We start from the raw sequence: 18,016 nt of genomic DNA, 5'->3' as shown, positions 1-18,016 counted from the left end.
TGTGCGACAGAACGCACGGACCCGTCGCCCTCGAGGGGTGACGGGTCCGTGCGCGTTCAGGTCAGGGGCGGGGTCCGAGCCGGGTGCCCGGCGATCAGGCCGCAGCAGCCATCGCGGGCTCGTCGGCCGGGCCGACCGGGGCCACGTCGGCGGACTTCCGAGCCAGGAAGTCGTTCGGCAGCGACAGCCGGATCACCTTGTGCCAGGCCGAGGCGACCTGGCGGGGCAGCGAGCCGGTGGTGTACGAGAGCCCGTAGCGCTGGAAGAGGTCCTTCACCTGCGGCGCGACCTCGGCGTAGCGGTTGCTGGGCAGGTCGGGGAACAGGTGGTGCTCGATCTGGTGGGACAGGTTGCCGGTCATGAAGTGCATCGCCTTGCTCCCGGAGATGTTGGCCGAGCCGAGCATCTGCCGCAGGTACCACTCACCCCGGGTCTCGCCCTCGATCGAGCGGCGCTCGAAGGTCTCGACCCCCTCGGGGAAGTGGCCGCACATGATCACCGAGTGGGTCCACAGGTTCCGGACCAGGTTCGCGGTGGCGTTGGCGGCCACGGTGTGGAAGAAGGACGGGCCCGACAGCAGCGGGTGCAGGACGTAGTCCTTGGTCATCTGCTTGCGGATCTTGGCGACGACCTGCTTGGCGCGCGCCCGGAACTCCGGGTTCTGCCGACGCTTCTTGGTCTTCATGTTGCGGCCGAGCTCCAGGTCGTACGCGGCGATCCCGTACTCGAAGAAGCAGGCGTTCAGGAAGTTCCAGAGCGGCTGCGCGAGGTACATCGGCACCCAGCGCTGGTCCTCGTCGACCCGCATGATGCCGTAGCCGAGGTCGTTGTCCTTGCCGATCACGTTGGTGTAGGCGTGGTGGAGCTCGTTGTGCGCGTGCTTCCACTGCTCCGAGGGCGATGCGTGGTCCCACTCCCAGACGGTGGAGTGGATCTTCGGGTCCCGCATCCAGTCCCACTGGCCGTGCATGATGTTGTGGCCGATCTCCATGTTCTCGATGATCTTGGCCACGGAGAGGCCGGCGGTGCCGAGGATCCAGGCGGGCGGGAAGAACGAGGCCAGCAGGACGGCGCGGCTGCCCAGCTCCAGGGTCCGCTGCGCCTTGATCACCTTGCGGATGTAGGCCGCGTCGTCGGCACCCCGGGTGTCGATGACGGACTGGCGGATGGCGTCGAGCTCGACGCCGATCTGCTCGATGTCGGAGGCGGTCAGGTGGCCGATCGGGTTGTGCGCCTTCTTCTGCAGAACAGTCATGGGTACCTCGGTTTCAGAGTTGAACTCGCGTGGGACGTGCTGACGATCAGGTGGAGCGTGTGGTCAGTGGTCGATCTCGCAGGCACCGGCGGCCGCGTTGATGCAGGTCTGGATGCGGATCCCGCCGTTCGCGGTCTCGCCCTCGGTCGCCGTGGTGATCTCGCCGTTGCGCAGATCGCGGACCGAGCCCGAGCGCAGCGGCAGCACGCAGCCGAAGCAGATGCCCATCCGACAGCCCGACGGCATCAGCACGCCGGCGTTCTCGGCGGCATCCAGGATGGGGGTGCCCGCGTCGGCCGTCACCTCGGTGCCGGAGCGGGCGAACGCGACGGTGCCGCCGTCGCCGACGACGATCCGCTCGGTCCGGAACCGCTCGGTGACCAGCGGCAGCTCGCGCGCGTCGTGGTGCTGCTGCAGAGCGTCGAGCAGGCCGGCCGGGCCGCAGGCCAGCGTGGTCCGCTCGGCCAGGTCGGGCACCAGCTCGGACAGGTCGTCCACGTCGAGCCGGCCGTGCTCGTCGCTGTGCCGGCTGATCAGCCGGATCAGGCCGGCGGCGTCGAGCTCGCGCAGGTTGGCCAGGAAGATCGAGTCGGACGCGGTGGGCGCGACGTGCAGCACGACGATGTCGTACGGCTCCGAGCGCGCGAGCCGGACCGCACCGGCGTCGGACACGGGGAACAGGTTGCGCAGCATGCCGATCACCGGCGTGATGCCGGAGCCGGCCGTGACGAACAGGAACCGGCCGCCCTCGGTGGGGAGCACGAAGTCGCCGGTCGCCTGCTCCAGGTGCACCAGGGTGCCGGGGCGACCTCGACGGACGAGGTGGTTGCTGACCTTGCCGTCCGGAACGGCCTTGATGGTGACGCTGATCCGGCCGTCGGCCCGGGGTCCGTGGGTCAGCGAGTAGGCGCGCCACTGGCGGACACCGTCGACGTCCACACCGATCCGCACGTACTGGCCGGGGACGTGGCCGGCCCAGTCGGCGCCCGGTTGGATCTCGATCGTGGCGGCGTCGGCGGTCTCGGGGTGGACGGCCATGATGCGGCCGCGGAGCTCGGCGCCCCGGCGCAGCGGATCGAACAGGTCGAGGTAGTCGGCCGGCAGCAGCGGGGTCGTGACCCGCTCCGCCAGCCGCACCAGCCGTTGCCGTAGTGACGGTCGTCCGGCTCCCGCCCACTGCAAGGAAAAACTCATAAGTCCATCATTCCGGACCTGAAGGCTAAGATCATGACCGGCAGGCGTGAACTTCTCGGCATGACTTGTTCGGAGGGAACAGTTGTCGATCTCAGGTGACGTGGGGTCCGGTCCGGACGCCTTCCGGATCGACGGCCAGGTCCTCCGGGCGCTCCGGGACGGGCTGCCCGCCGTCGCGGCGCAGACCCTGCTGGCGGTGATGGCCGAGGTGCCGGGCTACCGGGTCGGGTTCCGGGGGCCGATGGGGGAGAGCATCCAGGCCGCCGTCCAGATGGCCATCGGCGGCTTCCTCAAGCTCGCCAGCGGGACGCGGGAGGGCGATCCCAGCACACCGCGTCGTACCACCCTGGACGGGGCGTACGCCCTCGGTCGGGGCGAGGCGCGGGCCGGTCGGTCGATGGACGCGCTGCTGGCGGCCTACCGGGTGGGAGCCAGGGTGAGCTGGCGCGGGCTGGCGCGCAACGCGGCCGAGGCGGGGCTGCCGGCCTCGGCCATGGCGGAGTTCGCCGAGCTCCTGTTCGCCTACATCGACGAGCTGTCCGCGGCCAGCGTGGCCGGCTACAACGACGAGCTCAACACCAGCGGTCGAGTCCGGGAGCGCTACCGCGAGCGACTCGGTCAGCGGTTGCTCGCCGGCGGCACCGCCGACGTGCTGACCGCGGCGGCGGAGCGGGCGGAGTGGACACCACCGACGACGTTGACGGCGGTGCTGCTCCCGGCGGCCCAGGTGCACGGGGTGCTGGCTCTGCTGGGGGCGGAGACGTTGCTGGTGAGCGAGGAGCTGCCGGGCGCCGACAGCTGGGCGGTCGACCAGCCGCACGCGCTGCTGCTCGTGCCGGAGGTGGACGGCGGGGGCCGACAGCACCTGATCCGGGTGCTGGACCGGCGCCAGGCGGTGGTCGGTCCGGCCCGGCCGTGGCTGGCTGTCCGCGCCTCGTACGACCGCGCGGTGCGGACACTGGCCCTGGTCGCCGCCGCCGAGCCCGAGCTGGTGCACCCGGTCGACTCCGAGGACCACCTCGTCGACCTGGTGGTCGGTGCCGACGGCGAGGCGCTGGCCGACCTCCGCGCCCGGGTGCTCGAGCCCCTCGCCGAGCTCGCGGAGGCCACCCGGGAGCGGCTGGCCGAGACGCTGCTGTGCTGGCTGCTGCACCAGGGCCGCCGCGAGGAGGTCGCCGAGGCGCTCCACGTGCACGCCCAGACGGTCCGCTACCGGATGCAGCAGGTCCGCGAGCTCTACGGTGACCGGCTGCTCGACGAGCGCTTCGTCCGGGAGCTGGTGGTGGCGCTGGTGCCTCAGCGGTAGGCGAGGGCCCCGGTCAGCGCCGCGGCGTAGACGCGGTACCCGCGCGCCGTGGGGTGCAGGGCCTCGGGCCCGGAGGCGTGCAGGTACGGACGCCTGCTGCCGATGCCGTGTCCGGTGAAGCCGGGGGCGACGTCGACGTAGCGGATCTCCGCACCACCGGCGGCGGTGGCCGCGACCGTGGCCTTGATGGTGGCGTTGAGGGCGACGGTGGCGTTGTTGAGGGCGGCGATGGTCGCGCCGTTCGGCGTGCTCGCGGTCGGGGTCTCGAACAGGAGCGGGTAGCCGGCGACCAGGATCTCCGCCCGGGGGGCGGCGGCGGCCACCGCGGCGTACGTCGTCGCCAGGCGGGTGGCCAGCACACTGGGTCCGCCGGACCGGGGAGCCAGCAGCGCCAGGGCCTGACCGATAGCGGCCTGGCAGGCGGCGCTCGGTCCCGGTGCGCACGTCGTGGCGACGGTGGCGAAGCCCAGGTCGTTGCCGCCCACCGTCAGCGTGACCAGCCGGGCCCGGTGGGGCAGCAGCGGCACCTGCGTGGTCAGCACGGCCGAGGTCGTGGCGCCGCTGCAGGTGACGTCGACGTCCAGGCTCGCCCGCGTCTCCGCGTCCAGCAGCGCCGGATAGCCCCGGCGGCTCTGGTAGCAGCCGTTCTCGTAGCGTCCCGCCCCGAACCCGGCCGCGTACGAGTCGCCCAGCGCGGCGTAGCTCAGGGTGCGGGAGTGACGGTTGCCGGCGTCGGCCGGTGCGGCGGTCACCAGCGCCAGGCCGATCAGCGTCGCGAGGGCAGCCAGGACGAGGGACAGCCTGCGGCTGCGTCGGATCATGGCCGGACGCTACTGCCCGGCCGCTTCGCGGGGAAGGGGGTTCACGCGGATACGGAACGAATGCGCCACGACCGTCGTCGCCGGCGTCGCGGTGACAGATCGGGGGCTCAGCTCCGGAGCCAGCCCCGACACGCCGGGCGCCGGTCACTGAGCCCCCCGTTTGTCCACGTCGTCTCAGTGAGGAGCGTGCGCCGCCTGCCGCAGCGCCCGGTAGACGAGTCCCGGGTGCCCGAGGCGGCGGCGGAGCTCGGACTCCAGGGCGCCCACAGGATAGAGGTTCTGCGGCGCCCGTGGGTCCTTGAACTCCTCCGAAGCGAACCGGGGCAGCACGGCCTGGGACAGCGCGGCCAGCGCGATCACGTCGCTCGCCGTCACGTTGGCGGCGCACTCCACCCGGGCGATGCCGGCCCAGGGGTGACTCCGGGGACCGGGCAGCCGCAGGTACCAGCTGAAACGGTCCCAGCTGCCGCCGATCAGGAACACGGGAGTCCGCTCGGTCGGACCGAGGGCGGCGACCAGCCGGTGCAGCCGGGGTTCGAGATAGGCGATCTGGTGGGACTTGATGAAGCCGAGCACCCGGGGCAGGTGCTCGCGCCCGCGGACCGGCCCGTCGACCACCAGCAGCTCGCTGCCGTCGGGGGTCCCGTGGTCCGGCCCGTGGCCGCGGGCGTTCACCGCGGCGATCAGCTCGAGCTCGGTGAGCCGCTGCTGCAACGCCGAGGACAGGCTCAGAGCGAGACCCTGCTTCTCGTTCAGCGTGGTCGGAAACACCTGGTAGGTGCCGGCCGTGGTCACCAGGCCGGCGGCGTGCGGGTCGACGGTGAAGAGGCCGCGCCGGATCTCGGGCGACAGGACGTGGGCCCCGCTGGCGCAGCAGCAGATGGCCCCGGCGGCGTACGAAGCGCACAGGCCCATCGAGGCCTCTCCCGCTCCCGGTGCGTCGATCCAGATCCGGGCGTCGATCCGGCGGACCCCGTCGACGAAGAGGGTGGCCCGCGGCGGCTCCAGGCGCGGGGCCGCGATCGGCGCCCAGTCGTCGGCCGCGACCTCGACGTCGGTGACCACGCTGGTCACCGTCTCGGGCGGGCCGTCGATGCCGAAGCTGGTGCCGTAGCCCGGGTCCCAGCTGTCCACGGCGAACCGCATGACCGGCCGTTGCTCGCGCGCATCACGTGCGCCCTGGGCCGACGACGTCACGGGCCGACCCGTTCGATGGTCGACGTCCGGCTGTCCCGACTGACCTCGAAGCGGACGGGCACGCGGTCCGCCAGCGCGGCGACGTGGGTGACCACGCCGACCATCCGGTTCCCCTGCGCCAGGTTCTCCAGGGTGCCGGCCACGATCTCGAGCGCGTCGGGGTCGAGGGTGCCGAAACCCTCGTCCAGGAAGATCGAGTCCAGGGTGGTCCGTCCGCCCGCGGCCAGGGTGGCGAGCTGGTCGGACAGGGCCAGCGCCAGGGCCAGACTGGCCTGGAAGGTCTCGCCGCCGGACAGGGTCTTCACCGAGCGACGGGAGTCGGCGTCGGCGTGGTCGATCACGAAGAACTCGCCCCGGTCGTGGGTGAGCTCGAACTGGCCGCCGGACAGCTGCAGCAGCGAGGCCGACGCGTCGGCGACCAGCGTGTCCAGGGCGGCGTCGGCCAGCCACTGCGGGAACCGTTTCGCCGACATCAGCTGTTGCAGGGTCCGGCTCACCTGCTCGGTCTGGGTGTCGGCGGTGATCATGGACTGCAGCCGTTCGGCGGCGGCCCGCCGCTGGACGATCGACGTGGTGGCGGCGCGAGCCCGCTCGAGCTGCAGCTCCACCAGGGTGGGGATCCGGACCCACCGCGTCGCCGCTCCGCCGTCCGTGGGGTCGGTGGACACGGGGTCGGCGGGATGATCGACGTGGTGCTGGTCGAGCAGGTCGCGGATGCGGCTCAGCCGCTTCTCCAGCTCGACCCCGGCCCGCTCGAGGTCGGCGGTCAGGTCGGTCAGCGCCGCACGGCGCCGATCGGTCTGCTCCGCGGTCCAGGTGGCGAGCGCCGTCCAGGCCAGAGGCAGGTCGTCGGTGTCGAGCGGCGGCACCCCGAGTCCGGCGAGCTCCTCGCGCACCCGCACCAGGGTGGCCCGCGCGGTCTGCTGCTCGGTCCGGCGCTGATCTCGTACGGTCTCGGCGTGCTGGCGGTCGGCCGCCGCCCGCTGGGCCCACGCACGGCTCTCGGCGGTCCGATCGGCCAGCCGTCGGTGCTCGTCGGCCAACCGCGCCGCCTCCTCGGCGCTGGGACGGTCGACCAGCGCCTCCTGGAGCCGGGCGACCAGGGTCGTGAGCGCGGTCAGGTCGGTGCGGGCGCGGTCGTCGGCCAGGGTCGCTGCGGTGAGCGCCTCGCGCGCACTCCGGTCCGTGGCGACAGCCGCCTCGAGCTGCTCGCCCGACGCGCGCCGGGCGGCCTCGGCCGCGGTCGTGGCCGCCTGCGCGGCGGGCAGGTCACCGGTGCTCAGCGCGGTCGCGGTCGCCCCGGTCCAGGTCAGCAGCTCCGCCCAGGCCTGCCCGAGCGTCTCGGACGTGACCGCTGGCGCGCCGAGGGCCGTGAGGCGGCCGTTCGTGGCGTGCACCTCAGCCCACCCCTGCCGGGCCGCCGCGGCCAGTCGTTGACCGTCGTCGTCGGCGCGCTGCAGGTCGACCTGCGCCGCGTCCCGCGCGGTCGCTGCCCCGTGCTCCTGTGCCAGGGCGTCCTCCAGGCGTCGAGCGAGCTCGGTCAGCACCTTCCGATCCCGCTCCGGGTCCCGCTCGTCACCCGCCGGCTGCCCGAGCGAGCCGGCCCCGCCGTTCGGGTCGCCCCCCTCGGCCAGGTCGCCCCCCGGGGTCAGGTCGGAGGGCAGCGCTCGGTCGAGGTCGGTCAGGCGCTCCACGGCTGCCGCGATCTGGGCCTCCAGGGTGGTGCCTCGGCGTTGCTCCGCCAGGGCCGCCGCCTCGGCCTCGGCCACCGCCCGCTCGGCCTCGGTCAGGGCGGCGCGCGCCGAGTCCACGGCCGGCACGCCGAGGGGATCCGGAAGCCGGGTGACCACCTGGGTGCAGACGGGACAGGCGTGACCGACCTCCAGGTGGGCCCGCACTTCGGCCGCGGCCGAGTGGCTCCGGGCGCCCTCGAGCGCCTCGTCGGCTCGGCGCCGGGTCGCCTGTGCCTCGGTCAGGGTCTGCTCGGCGACCGTGCTCCGCCCGGCGACGTCGGCCGCGTCGCGGCGGAGGGCGGCGAGCTGCTGGTGCGTCGTCTCGTACGCGGACAGCGTCTGGAGCCGGTGCGCCAGGGTGGTGCGGTCCGGCAGACCCGCCCTGGTCGCCCGGGCCGCCGTGAGCGTGGTCTCGGCGGCGTCCAGCGCCCGTCGGGCCGCCTGCCAGCGGTCGCGGGCGGCGATCACGGCGGTGTCGAGGTCAGCCGCGCCGGCGGGCATGGTCACCGACCGCAGCAGATCGATCCGTCCGGTCAGCTCCGTCACCCCGGCGGCGGCCTGACGCGCCTCGGCCCGGTCCGCGTCGTGCCGGGTTCGCGCGGTCTCGAGGGCGTCGTGCGCGGTGCTGGCCGACTGGGTGGCCCCCGCCAGACCGGCCGCCGCTGCGGCCGCCGTGGTCGTCGCCGCCGGCGCCCGTCCGGTGGCCCCGGCCAGCTCGGAGTGCCAGCGCAGCGTCTCCTCCACCGACGCCGGGGACGGGCCGGCTCGCAGGGCCTCCTCCGCCACGACTGCTGCGGCCGAGGCCTGCTGCTCGGCGACGCTCGCCTCGCGGTACGCCTGCTCGGCCGCCTCCCCGGCCCGCTGCAGGTCCTCGACGTCCTCGGGGACGGTCACCGCGTCCAGCCGGGTCAGCTCGTCGGTGGTCCGGGCCGTCGCGGCGGCCGCGCGCTCGCGCTCGTCGGCCAGCGCGCCGACGGCGGTGACCTCGGTGGTGATCGCGACCACCAGCGCGGACAGCTCGTCCTCACGCGCCCGGGCGGCGTCCTCCGCCGCCGCGGTCGCGTCCGCGTGCCCGGCGAGCTCGCCCGACAGCGCGTCCACCCGGGCCCGGGCGTCGTTGGCCCGCCGACCCGCGAGGCGACCGATGGCGTCGTAGTGCCGGGCCCCGAGCAGCTTGAGCAGGATGTCCTGGCGCTGCCCGACGCTGGCCCGGAGGAAGGTGGCGAAGTCGCCCTGGGGCAGCACCACGCAGGTGCAGAAGTCCTCGAAGTCCAGCCCGAGGAGCTCGGCCACCTGGGAGCGCACGGTCTTGGGATCGGCGGCCAGCGACTCGGTCGGCTCGTCCACCGAGGGGTCGCCGGTGGCGGCCGGGTCGGCGTAGCGCTCCAGCCGGGCGTTGCGCTGGGCGATCTGCTTGCCTACCCGGCGCACCTCGCGAGCCACGACGTAGCGGTCGCCGGCGACGTCGAACACCAGCCGTACGGTGCAGCGGTTCGCGGTCGGGGCGAGGGCGTACTGGATTGCGTTCTCGCGGCCCCAGCGCGGCGCGGAACCGTACAGGGCGAAGGTCAGCCCGTCGATCACGGTGGACTTGCCGGAGCCGGTGGGGCCGGTCAGCGCGAAGTAGTCGGCGTCGGTGAAGTCGACGACCGTCGGGTCCCGGAAGGCGGCGAACCCGCTGAGATCGAGGCGGACGGGACGCACGTCAGGCCCGGCCGGAGGTCAGGTCGTCGTGCAGCTCGTCGAAGAGGCGGTTGAGGCGCGGGTCGTCGACCGCCGCGGAGGCGCAGTAGTCGGCGAACAGCTCGGCGGGTGTCCGTGCGGCGGCGGGGGTCCGGCGCGCCGCGTCGGTGTGGGGGCTGACCGAGAACTGCGGATCGAGCCGGATCTCCAGGGCGTTCGGCAGCGCCTCCAGCAGGTGCTCCCGCATCCCCGCGTACGCCGCCTGGGTCACCCGGACCCGCAGGAAGTCCTCCCCGTACGCCGTCGGGTCGGCGACCAGCTGCTCGACCGTGCCGGTGACCGTCCGCAGCCGCCGACCGGAACGGATCGGCAGGTCGGTGACCCGGGCCGGGGTGTCCGGCGCGACTTCGATCAGGCAGACCACGTTGGTGTTGTCCTGCTCGCCGAAGTCGACCGCCAAGGGGGCACCGGAGTAGTGCACCGGGGCGGCGGCCGGCACCGACTGCCGGCGGTGCAGGTGGCCCAGTGCCACGTAGTGGGCGTCGATCGGGAAGATCGCCGCGGGGACGCTGTACTCCATGATCGACTGCGCCTCCCGCTCGCCGCCGCCGAGCCGGCCGCCGAGCACGGTGAGGTGCGCCATGGCCAGGTTGACCGTCTGGTCGGTGAACCCGGCGGTCAGGTTGGCCAGCACGTCGCGGATCATCTGGTCGTAGGCGCCGACGTTCTGCGCCGGTGTCTGGGTGATCACCTCCGCGGCCCGGACCGCGTAGCGCTGGGACAGGAACGGCAGCGTGGCCAGCACCGCCTCCTCGCCGGTGGAGCGGGCCCGGAACCTCAGCACCCCGCCCTGCTCGGCGGACCGGGGGCTGCCGATCAACCGGATACCGGCCTGACGCATCAACGGTCGGTACGCCTCGAAGGTCGGGCCGTGATCGTGGTTGCCGGCGATGGCGACCACCTCGATGCCGGCCCGCGCCAGCCGCAGCAAGGTGGTGATCACCAGCTTCTGGGCCTCGGCGGTGGGCGAGGCGTTCTCGTAGACGTCACCGGCGACGAGCACGGCGTCGACCTCGTGCTCGACCGCGAGCTCGACGATCTCGGCCAGCACCGCCTTCTGCTCGTCCAGGCGGGAGCGGCCCTTGAGGGTCTTGCCGACGTGCCAGTCGGAGGTGTGCAGCAGCTTCATGATCAGCCCGGCTCAGAACGGCGGCGGCGGGTCGATCCCCGCATCGTCGAAGTCGTCCTCGTCCACCCCGGGCAGGCGGGCGAACGGGTCCCGGGACGAGGGGCCGGCCGCTCCCGGACCGGCGGATCCCGCCACGGTGGCCGGGCCGGCGGGAGGAGCGGCGCACTCGCTGAGCCGGGTGGCCCACGCCGGGAACGGGAACTCGATGGCCAACGGCACCGGGATCTCAGGCTGGGAGACGAACATCGCCCCCGGCTTGGCCAGGGTGGCGCGCTGGCGCTGGGACGGCGGCAGGAACCCGTACTCCGGGCGGCCGGCCTCGGCCGGGTCGAGCCGCCCGACGATCTTGATCGACGAGTTCGACACGATCCGCCGCTCCACCTCGCTGGCGGTCTGCTGGGCGCCGATCAGGATGATGCCGAGCGAACGACCCCGTTCGGCGATGTCCAGCAGCAGGTCCTTGATCGGCGAGCTGCCCTCGCGGGGGGCGTACTTGTTGAGCTCGTCGATCATGGTGAACAGCAACCCGCCGGGACCCGCCTTCTCCTTGCGGGCGGTCTCGGCCGACACGGTGACCCCGACCACGAACCGCTGCGCCCGCTCGGGCAGCGTGTTCAGGTCGATCACCGTGACCTGGTGACCGGCGGTGTCGATGGCCCGGCCGGAGGTCTCGGTGAGGTCGCCGCGCAGGATGGCCGACAGCGGACGGACCGAGGACCGGAGCCGGCGGATGAAGGCGTTGACGGTGCCGATCCCGGTGACCGGCCCGGCCCACGCCGTCCGGGTGGCGTCGTCGCTGACCTTGTCGGCGATGAGGTCCACCAGCTCGGGCCAGGTGCGGGCGATCCGGCCGTCGACCGACACCGCCCCGTCCCGGCCGGCCGGCTGTGCGTCCCGGGCCAGCCGACCCGCCACCTGGTGCACCACCATCGTGTACTGGTTGCGCTCGTCCTCGACGTCGGCGAACACGTACGGCAGCAGCTCGTCGCGGCAGAACTCGGCCAGGGTCCACCAGAACGCACTCACCCCGGAGGTCCGCCCGGTGACGTTGGGCCGGCCGGTCTGGTCGTACGGGACGGGTGGGGCGAAGAAGCCGACGGACGCGAACGGAGTGGCCGGCAACCCGAGGGCGCCGTAGCGGGACCGCAGGTCGTCGTCGAGCCGTACGTTGGCCTGGTCGAGGAACAGCAGGTCCTCGCCCTTGACCGAGAAGATCAGCGCCCGGGTGCTCAGCTGCCGCTTCCCCAGCACCCCGGAGGTGAACAGGGCGTGCAGCAGGAAGAGCGCGAAGCTGGTCTTGGTGGCCACCCCGGAGATGCCGGAGATCGAGACGTGGGCGCCGCGGGTGCCGTCCAGGAACTCCAGGTTGAGGTAGATCGGCTCGCCGTCCCGGCCCATCCCGATCGGCAGCTTGGTGGCCATCTGGTCGAAGTAGAGCGCCCGGTCCCGGTCCAGCCCCGAGGCGCGCACCGCGAGCGTGCCCGGTCGGGGCGGGATGTAGCACTCGGGCTCCACCCGGGTGGTGGTCACCTCGGCGATCTCCTGCAGGTGCGCGGGCAGGACCCCGTCGGCGATCAGGAACGTGTCCGACCCGAAGGACGCACCCTCGTGCCGGGCCCGGACCTGGGTGACCACGCCGGCCGTGCTCACCGGACCCACTCCGGGCACGTCGCGGACGGTGAGGACCACGTCGTCGAGCTGCAGATAGGCGTTCTCGGCCACCGCCACCCGGAACAGCAGCGGGGTGGAGTCCTCGGTGCCGGCCACCAGCCCGACGGTGCCCTCGCGGACCGGGGTGCCGTGGTCGGTCTCGCGGAGGGTCGGGTCCAGGCCGTCGGTCACCGCTGCCCACCCCTCACCGTCGTCGCCGCTCCGATCTCGCCCGTCACGTCCCCGCACCGTACAACCGGTCCCGGACAGAAACACGGACGAACGCGGGGCTCAACGACAGCACTGGCCGCGACACGCCGGGTCGGCAACCGTTGAGGCCCGTGTTCGTCCCGTTCTGCGACCGGCACGCTGAGGGCTCGTCGCGGCGCCGGGCTCACGTGGGACGCTGCAGCCAGGCCCGGACCTCGTCGTCGTGCTCGCCCAGCCCCGGCGGCGGGCGCCGGTAGTCGGCCGGCGTGCGCGAGAAGGTGATCGGGTGGCGGACGCTGCGCACGGGAGCATCGGTCGGCCCGAGGGTGACCACCGGGTCCAGCCCGATCTGCTCGGCGAACGCGATCCCGCCGGCGATGTCGTTGATCGGACCGCAGGGCACCCCGACGGCGGTCAGCCGCGCCGACCAGTGGCGCGTGCCGGCGGTCCGCAGCCGTTCCTCCAGCAGGGGCCGCAACGCCTCGCGGTGCACTGTGCGGTCCTGGTTGCGGGCGAACCGCGGGTCGTCGGCGAGCTCGGGGACCCCGAGGACCTGGACCAGGGCCCGGAACTGGGCGTCGTTGCCGATCGCGATGATCAGCTCACCGTCGGCGCAGGGCAGCGGCTCGTACGGGAACAGGCTCGGGTGGCCGTTGCCCATCCGGTGCGGGATCACCCCGCCGGCCACGTACGCGCTGGTGTGGTTCACCAGCCCGGACAGCGCCGAGGCCAGCAGACTGACCTCCACGTGCTGGCCCCGGCCGTCGGCGTCGCGCTGGTGCAGGGCGGCCAGGATGCCGATCACCGCGTGCAGACCGGCGATCACGTCGAAGACCGAGATCCCGGCGCGGGTCGGCGGGCCGGCCGGATCCCCGGTCAGGCTCATCAGTCCGGAGACCGCCTGCACGAGCAGGTCGTAGCCGGGCAGCGCCGCCCCGGCCTCGGTGGTGCCGAAGCCGCTGATCGAGGCGTAGATCACGGCCGGGTTGGTGGCGGCCACCATGGCGTAGTCGAGTCCGAAGCGCTCCAGCCCGCCCGGCCGGAAGTTCTCGATCATGATGTCGGCCCGGCGCGCCAGCTCTCGGGCGAGGCCGACGTCCTCGCCCTCGGTCAGGTCGAGCACCACCGAGCGCTTGTTGCGGTTGACGCCCAGGAAGTAGGTGGACACGCCCTCGTGCACCGGTGGTTGCCAGGCGCGGGTGTCGTCACCACGGGGGCTCTCGACCTTGATCACGTCGGCCCCCAGATCGGCCAGCAGCATGGTGGCGTACGGGCCGGCCAGGACGCGGGAGAAGTCCGCGACCAGCAGCCCGGCCAGGGGACCCGAGGGTGCGTCGCTCACGGTTCCCTCCCTCCACGACCGGCGTCGACGCACGGCGCCGTCACGGACCGACACGATGACAGAGCCGGTTGACACGCTCCGGGGCCTGCCCGAGAGTGACCCCATCCTCGCGCGGCCGCCGTCCGGGCGGCTGTCGGGGGCCGAGGAGGAGCTGTGGTCGGTCGGCTCGAACGCACTGTGTTCGAGCGCCAGCCGCCGCCCGCCGCCGCGGTCACGGCTGCCCTGGCCGGGTCCGCCCACCGGGTCTTCTGGCTGGACGGACTGGACCGCCCCGCCCACCCGGAGCTGGTCGAGCAGCACGCCGCCGACCTGGTGGTGGTGGGGGCGGGCTACACAGGGTTGTGGACCGCGATCCGCGCCAAGGAACGGGATCCGGGGCGTCGGGTGATCATCCTCGAGGCCGGCCAGGTGGGCTGGGCGGCGTCCGGCCGCAACGGCGGCTTCTGCGAGGCCAGCCTGACCCACGGCGAGGAGAACGGCCGGAGTCGCTGGCCGGACGAGTACGACCAGCTGGAGCGTCTGGGCCGGGACAACCTGGCCGGGCTCACGCAGACGATCGAGCGCCACCGGATGGACGTCGAGCTGGAACGCACGGGCACCCTCGCGGTCGCCACCGAGGAGCACCAGATCGCCTGGCTGGCCGCCGAGGACGGCTTCCTCGACGGACCTGCGACCCGTGCCCTGGTGAACTCACCCACCTACCTGGCCGGCTCCTGGGACAGGGACGACACCGTGCTGGTCCATCCCGGCAAGTTGGTGCTGGAGCTGGCCCGGGTGGCCGCTGACCTCGGCGTACAGATCTTCGAGCAGTCCCGGGTCGAGGTGATCGACGACGGACCGGTGGTCCGGACCGCTCGCGGTGAGGTGCACGCCGACCAGGTGGTGCTGGCCACCAACGTGTTCCCGTCCCTGCTGCGACGTAACCGCCTGCAGACCGTGCCCGTCTACGACTACGTGCTGGTCACCGAGCCGCTCAGCCCGGAGGGCAAGGACGCGATCGGCTGGCAGGGCCGGCAGGGGCTGGCCGACCCGGCCAACCACTTCCACTACTACCGGCTGACCGCCGACGACCGGATCCTCTTCGGCGGTTACGACGCCGTCTACCACCCCGGCGGCCGGGTGCGCGCAGCGTACGAGGACCGCCCGACCTCGTACGCGACGCTGGCGAGTCACCTGCTGACCACGTTCCCGCAGCTGGAGGACCTTCGGATCAGCCACCGCTGGGCCGGCGCCATCGACACGTGCTCCCGTTTCTGTGCCTACTTCGGCACGGCGCGGCAGGGCCGGGTCGCGTACGCGGCGGGCTTCACCGGACTCGGCGTGGGCGCGTCGCGCTTCGCCGCCGACGTGATGCTGGACCTGCTCGGGGGCACGCCGACCGAGCGGACCGAGCTGGCCATGGTGCGCGAGCGGCCGTTGCCGTTCCCGCCCGAACCGCTGGCCACGCTGGGGATCCGGTTGACGGACTGGTCGCTGCACCGGGCCGATCGCCGGCAGGGGCGACGGAACCTGCTGCTGAAGAGCCTGGACGCGGTCGGGATGGGCTTCGACTCCTGACGGCGTCTCGCCCGATCAGGCTCGATCCGGTCAGTCCGGCAGGGGATCAGTCCGGCAGGGGATCAGTCCGGCAGGGGAACGGCCGCCGTCCGCACCCGGAACGGCTCATGACCCCGCTCGGGCAGGAGGTCCCGCAGCAGGCCACGGACCTCCAGCGCCACCTCGCCGGGTCCGGTCACCGGGGGTCCGGAGAGGGCGATGGTGCCGTAGGCCCCGGGGGCGATGTCAGCCGGCCGCCCGACCCCGCCCAGGCCCGCCGGCTCCGGCGACACGAAGCCGGTCTCCAACCGGTCCAGCTCGTGCCAGGCGACCTCGGCGCCGTCCCGCTCGACGTGCACGATGGCCGAGCCCGGCTCCAGCTGGAACTCCGCGGGGCCGTCGCCGGCCCCGACAGCCTGCAGGGCCAGGCCGACGCCGGGCACCACCGCCGCGTAGAAGGTCGCGGTCGCCGTCGGGTGCGCCCGGGCCGCCCTCGCCAGCTCGTCCGCGGTGGTGATCACCGGGTCGTCGCCGACCGACCGGTGCAGATCGACCTCCCGCCGCTGGCCGTCCAGCACGGTCAGCTGGACCCCCGACACCGTCGTGGTGAAGGTGCCGATCACCGGGTCGCCGTCCCGCGCCGTCCGGACCACGAGCCGGGCGGTGCCGTCGTCGTCCACCGCCAGCACCTCGTCGACCTCGGTGGGGAACGCGGCCCGCCAGCGGATACGGCAGATCTCGGTCATCTCACTTCACCTCGGCTGTGAACTTCTTCTCCCACGTCTTCTTGAGCTTGTCGTTGAACTGCTTCACCATCGGGTTGAACTGGTCGGCCCGGATCGCCGTGGTCTTGGACCCACCCATCAGACTCTGCACCGTGTAGGTGACGTTCTGATCGGGGGCTGCCTGGCCCGCACCGAGCGGGGACCGGCCCCCACCGGCGGAGGCCGTCTTGTCGGCGTCGAGCTGGGCCTTCATGTGCGCCACCAGCGCCGTCATCTGGGGGTTCGGCGGGCCGAGCGCCGCCACGCCGCTCGGCGGGGTGCCCATCACCTTCGTCACCTCGGCCTGGATGGTCGACTCCAGATCACTGACCCCTGTGGTGAGCACCGGTTGGACGACCCCTGCGATCAGCTCGCTGGAGACCTGCGTGCAGGCGTCCCTGGCCAGACTCGACACGATCGCGTACGCCTTGCGGTAGAGCTCCCCGGACTGCCGGATCTTGGGGGTGGGCGCCGGCGCCGCAGCACCGGGCGGGGCGGGCGCCGCGGCCGCGGCGGTCGAGCTCTTCACCAGGCCGGCCATCTTGGTGGCGAAGGCCGCCGGAGTCACCCCGGTCTCGACGGCGGACCCCGCCGCGCCCCAGGTGGCCGGCAGCGCCTGCAGCTTGGCCACCAGAGCCGACGGCGGGAACAGGACGGGAAACCCGAGGAACGTGCCCGGCCCCCCGGCCGAGCCCACCGCGGTCGCCGCCGCGCCGGCGGCGTTCGCCTGCTGCGCACCACCGGCCGCGGTCATCGCGGGCACGGAGCCCTGCACGTTGATCGAGGTGTCTCCCACCCCGGCGACGGCGACGGTGGCCCGTCCGGCGGCGCCGAGGGAGGCGTCGTAGGCCGCAGCGATCTGCCGGACGATGGCGGCACTGCTGAAGCCTGCCTCGACACCCTCTCCGGCGGCGGTGATGTTGCTGAAGTTGGCGGTCGTCTCGAAGGCCACCGCTCGGGGGATGCTCGGCGCCAGGCCCGGCTCTGATGCTGTTGTGAGGTTCTGTTCGAGCGCACTGCGGACCGCGGCGTCGACCACGCCGGACCGCGCCGCGACGGCCATCTTGGCCTTGACCGCTGCCCGTTTCGCCCGGAACGCCTCGGCCACCGCCGGCAGGGTCGAGGTGAGGGCGCCGACGAGGGGTGCACGCAGCGACGACAGCACCATCCGCTCGACGGTCTTCTTGTCCATGGCGGCCATGGCACTGGGTGCGTTCCCCGGAGCTGCCTGGTGGAGGAGGCTGTTGAGCATCTCGTTGGACTGGCTGTACTCGTCGTCGATGCCCAGCAGGTGCCCGTACTCGTGGGCGGCGATGACGCTGTCGTTGGCCGAGTAGCTGCCCTTGTTCAGGTAGTAGTTGCCGGCGTCGATCGGGTTCCCGGTGGCGCGGTCCGCCCGCGTGGACATCGGGTGGACGATGATGCGCTGATCGTGCTTGTCCCTCTCGCCGAACACGGCCACCGAGGTGAACGTGACCGGCAGCCGCTTCGTGGTGTTGCTGCTGAAGACGTTCACCTCCTCGCCGAGGAGGGCGAGCTTGCCGTTCCAGGGCTTCACCTGCTCCGTGACGATGTTCTGGCACCAGGCGCGGCGGTTGTCGGGGTCGTTGGTGGGGATCTCGGCGGGGGTACCGATGAGGTCCCCGATGTCGGGGGTGGTCGCCGGGGCACCGGGGGGCCTCGGCACGCCGCAGCGGCTCTGGCTCATGAACTGGATCCGGATCGTGATCGTGACCCCCGCGTCGCCGTTGCGGGCCATGTCGTAGGAGACGTCACCGCCGAACTGCGCGGCTCCGGCCTTGCCGCCGGCGCCCGGCTGGTTGTAGAGGGTCTCGTTCGGCGGGGACTCCTTGACGGCGACCCGTTGCAGCGTCGTGCGGGCGATCTGGTCCACCATCGAGGCCACCGCCCGGTTGCCGGCCAGCTGCTGGAGCTGCAGCGTGCCGGTCGGCGATCCGGTCGTCGCGACCGCCGGCTTCGGCACCGATGCCGCCTTCGGGGCGGACCCACGAGACGGCTTGCCGTGGGTGGCGGGCTCCCCGTCGCGCTCCCGCATGAGCGAACTCAACCACGCGGTCCCGTCGGTGGTCCATGGACTCGCGCCCCCCGGTCGTCCGCAGCGGGAAGATCGGCCCT

At 73.0% G+C, this 18,016-nt stretch carries 12 protein-coding genes; 2 read left to right on the top strand and 10 right to left on the bottom strand.

Features of this window, described 5'->3' with window-relative positions; genetic code table 11:
* Positions 1–94: 94 nt before the first annotated feature.
* Positions 95–1,255, bottom strand: coding sequence for a fatty acid desaturase family protein (locus ABD714_RS12665; protein ID WP_344812715.1), 1,161 nt, complete (start codon positions 1,253–1,255; stop codon positions 95–97).
* A 63-nt stretch (positions 1,256–1,318) separates the two neighbouring features.
* Positions 1,319–2,449 carry a ferredoxin reductase gene (locus ABD714_RS12660; protein WP_344812714.1) on the bottom strand — a complete coding sequence of 377 codons (1,131 nt, stop codon included), beginning with the start codon at positions 2,447–2,449 and terminating at the stop codon, positions 1,319–1,321.
* Positions 2,450–2,531: 82 nt separating this feature from the next.
* On the opposite strand from ABD714_RS12660, the gene ABD714_RS12655 reads away from it, so the two are divergent.
* Positions 2,532–3,755 carry a PucR family transcriptional regulator gene (locus ABD714_RS12655; protein ID WP_344812713.1) on the top strand — a complete coding sequence of 408 codons (1,224 nt, stop codon included), beginning with the start codon at positions 2,532–2,534 and terminating at the stop codon, positions 3,753–3,755.
* Here ABD714_RS12655 and ABD714_RS12650 read toward each other — a convergent pair.
* From ABD714_RS12650 to ABD714_RS12625, 6 genes are all read right to left on the bottom strand, one after another.
* On the bottom strand, positions 3,746–4,576 hold the full coding sequence (locus ABD714_RS12650; RefSeq protein WP_344812712.1) for an SGNH/GDSL hydrolase family protein: 831 nt from the start codon (positions 4,574–4,576) through the stop codon (positions 3,746–3,748). The two genes, ABD714_RS12655 and ABD714_RS12650, sit on opposite strands and share 10 nt — an antisense overlap.
* A 174-nt stretch (positions 4,577–4,750) precedes the next feature.
* Positions 4,751–5,722, bottom strand: a complete 972-nt coding sequence (locus ABD714_RS12645) for a hypothetical protein (RefSeq protein ID WP_344812711.1) — start codon at positions 5,720–5,722, stop codon at positions 4,751–4,753.
* 47 nt (positions 5,723–5,769) lie between these two features.
* Positions 5,770–9,210, bottom strand: a complete 3,441-nt coding sequence (locus ABD714_RS12640) for an AAA family ATPase (RefSeq protein ID WP_344812710.1) — start codon at positions 9,208–9,210, stop codon at positions 5,770–5,772.
* A gap of 1 nt (position 9,211) precedes the next feature.
* Positions 9,212–10,378 carry a metallophosphoesterase family protein gene (locus ABD714_RS12635; protein WP_344812709.1) on the bottom strand — a complete coding sequence of 389 codons (1,167 nt, stop codon included), beginning with the start codon at positions 10,376–10,378 and terminating at the stop codon, positions 9,212–9,214.
* Between the two features lie 12 nt (positions 10,379–10,390).
* The gene (locus ABD714_RS12630; protein WP_344812708.1) at positions 10,391–12,220 is read right to left on the bottom strand and encodes an ATP-binding protein; all 1,830 of its coding nucleotides are present in this window, start codon (positions 12,218–12,220) and stop codon (positions 10,391–10,393) included.
* A 202-nt stretch (positions 12,221–12,422) separates the two neighbouring features.
* Complete coding sequence (locus ABD714_RS12625) at positions 12,423–13,580, bottom strand: CaiB/BaiF CoA transferase family protein (RefSeq protein WP_344812707.1); 1,158 nt, start codon at positions 13,578–13,580, stop codon at positions 12,423–12,425.
* A 153-nt stretch (positions 13,581–13,733) separates the two neighbouring features.
* Here ABD714_RS12625 and ABD714_RS12620 point away from each other — a divergent pair, with 153 nt between their 5' ends.
* Complete coding sequence (locus tag ABD714_RS12620) at positions 13,734–15,137, top strand: NAD(P)/FAD-dependent oxidoreductase (protein ID WP_344812706.1); 1,404 nt, start codon at positions 13,734–13,736, stop codon at positions 15,135–15,137.
* Positions 15,138–15,199: 62 nt separating this feature from the next.
* Here the strand turns inward: ABD714_RS12620 and ABD714_RS12615 are convergent, their stop codons facing one another.
* Together ABD714_RS12615 and ABD714_RS12610 are read right to left on the bottom strand one after the other, a co-directional pair.
* Positions 15,200–15,862: a hypothetical protein gene (locus tag ABD714_RS12615; RefSeq protein WP_344812705.1), complete on the bottom strand. Its 663-nt coding sequence runs from the start codon at positions 15,860–15,862 to the stop codon at positions 15,200–15,202.
* Position 15,863: 1 nt separating this feature from the next.
* On the bottom strand, positions 15,864–17,864 hold the full coding sequence (locus ABD714_RS12610; protein WP_344812704.1) for a hypothetical protein: 2,001 nt from the start codon (positions 17,862–17,864) through the stop codon (positions 15,864–15,866).
* Between the last annotated feature and the right edge of the window lie 152 nt (positions 17,865–18,016).

It is taken from the genome of Microlunatus aurantiacus, from assembly GCF_039536605.1.
In the GTDB taxonomy this organism is placed as follows: domain Bacteria; phylum Actinomycetota; class Actinomycetes; order Propionibacteriales; family Propionibacteriaceae; genus Microlunatus; species Microlunatus aurantiacus.
The sequence above is the reverse complement of the archived record's forward strand: the minus strand, read 5'-3'. Positions and strand labels throughout refer to the sequence as shown.

Excerpts from the sequence above, each read along its gene's own strand:
- ABD714_RS12665 (WP_344812715.1), bottom strand. The coding sequence starts at position 1,255 with ATGACTGTTCTGCAGAAGAAGGCGCACAACCCGATCGGCCACCTGACC.
- ABD714_RS12660 (WP_344812714.1), bottom strand. The coding sequence starts at position 2,449 with ATGAGTTTTTCCTTGCAGTGGGCGGGAGCCGGACGACCGTCACTACGG.
- ABD714_RS12650 (WP_344812712.1), bottom strand. The coding sequence starts at position 4,576 with ATGATCCGACGCAGCCGCAGGCTGTCCCTCGTCCTGGCTGCCCTCGCG.
- ABD714_RS12645 (WP_344812711.1), bottom strand. The coding sequence starts at position 5,722 with ATGCGGTTCGCCGTGGACAGCTGGGACCCGGGCTACGGCACCAGCTTC.
- ABD714_RS12635 (WP_344812709.1), bottom strand. The coding sequence starts at position 10,378 with ATGAAGCTGCTGCACACCTCCGACTGGCACGTCGGCAAGACCCTCAAG.
- ABD714_RS12615 (WP_344812705.1), bottom strand. The coding sequence starts at position 15,862 with ATGACCGAGATCTGCCGTATCCGCTGGCGGGCCGCGTTCCCCACCGAG.